Genomic DNA, 1,460 nt, shown 5'->3' with positions numbered 1-1,460 from the left:
GAAGATGTGGCCGAGAATCGCGGGTGAGAGGTTCTTCGGGTCAACGATGTCCAGCCGCTCGTCCACGTTCCAGTTCCATCCCGATAGGAAGTCCAGGATGTCATCGAAGAGTTCGTTCGTCTCCTCAGCAGACTCACCAAGCTTCGCATCCGGGAAGTCCTCCTCAACGGGATTCTTGGCGAACAGCCCACCGTTCAGGTACGGGAGGCTTCCGAAGTCGGGATTCTGCTTGTCTTCTGCGAGGTAGTCGAAGAACAGCGGCCGGTAGAAGTTCTCGTCCCGATCTTCACCATCATCCACGACGTCGCCAGGCTCTTCGTGCAGGTAGTTCGGGTTCCGGTCCAGCAGCCGCTTTTCCTGGATGAAGTACAGAAAAATCATCCGGTCGAGGATGACCTGTACGTAGCGTTGCTTCGCGTCACCACGGTCGTCCGGAATTCCGGAGACCTCCTGAACGAGGTCAGTGCGGAGGTCTTCGAACTCCTGATAGAACTCTTCGACCCCCTGTTGTGTGTCGTACAGCGTGTCGTAGATCGCAGCGGAAGAACCGTACTCAATCGAGTTGAGCTTCTTCAGAACGGTGTTCTTCTCTCCGCTGTCGCGCGTGAACTGATTTTTGCTGAACGAGATCTTCTGGTGCTTGATGCGACCGTGCTGCTGCCCTTCCCAGCTCCGCATCCGCGTCAGGAAAGTGAATTCCTCGAAGTCGTTCGTGGCGACGAGGTTCGTATGGCGAGAGCGGTTGTCAGGCTTGAAGTCGGTAGCCGATTCTCCGGGCCCAGCGTTGACGATTACGACGAACTCGTCATCACCGAGTTGAAGAACGAGTTCATTATTCTCTCCAAGATTTGGGCGTGGTTTCAGCCCGCGTTTCTCGAAGGAGTCAGCGATATCCTGTAGAGAGTCCCAGCCTGCGATGTCGTCCGCAGTAATTTGCTGGAGGGTCATGTATCCTGAAAGTCACCTTCTTCTTATGAAGCTATGGGTAACGGTTCTTGGATTGTTGCTGGTCCAGGCCCCATAGACGCGATTGAATCGGGCTCCTGATTTGGTAACTCCTCNCCCCGCATGATCGAGAAGTGAAAACGGGTCCTGTGGGTACCAAAGCACGCCACCAACTGGATCGTCTGGATCTGCATACCGCTCGGCAGGAAGGGTAGTCACCAATAGTTTGTCGACAACATCGAGGATCGCCGTCCAGACATCAGAGTCTGTGACTAATTCTGGGAGCACAGGATTGCGTCGTTCATCTGTTTCTGGGAAAGACAATGCAAGACGGTACTCACCATCTTCAATCAAAAGAAGCCCGAGGGCTTTCAGCTCCTCTTCGTGACGATTAACCGTTTTCTCGGACACATCAGATCGCTCTGCGAGTTCGCCTTTGCAAAGTGGCCTCTCTGCTTCGAGCAGCGTCACTAAGATCTTCCCAACCGATGGAGCTAGATATGGGCAAAGTGCTT

1 pseudogene is annotated in these 1,460 nt (G+C 54.1%); it reads right to left on the bottom strand.

From position 1 onward, the window contains the following. A pseudogene (locus C495_RS01070) lies at window positions 1–948 on the bottom strand (Eco57I restriction-modification methylase domain-containing protein); the annotation flags it as partial. Between the last annotated feature and the right edge of the window lie 512 nt (window positions 949–1,460).

This window comes from Natronorubrum sulfidifaciens JCM 14089 (genome assembly GCF_000337735.1).
In the GTDB taxonomy this organism is placed as follows: domain Archaea; phylum Halobacteriota; class Halobacteria; order Halobacteriales; family Natrialbaceae; genus Natronorubrum; species Natronorubrum sulfidifaciens.
Note: the sequence above shows the minus strand (reverse complement) of the source record. Positions and strands in the feature narration are given on the sequence as shown.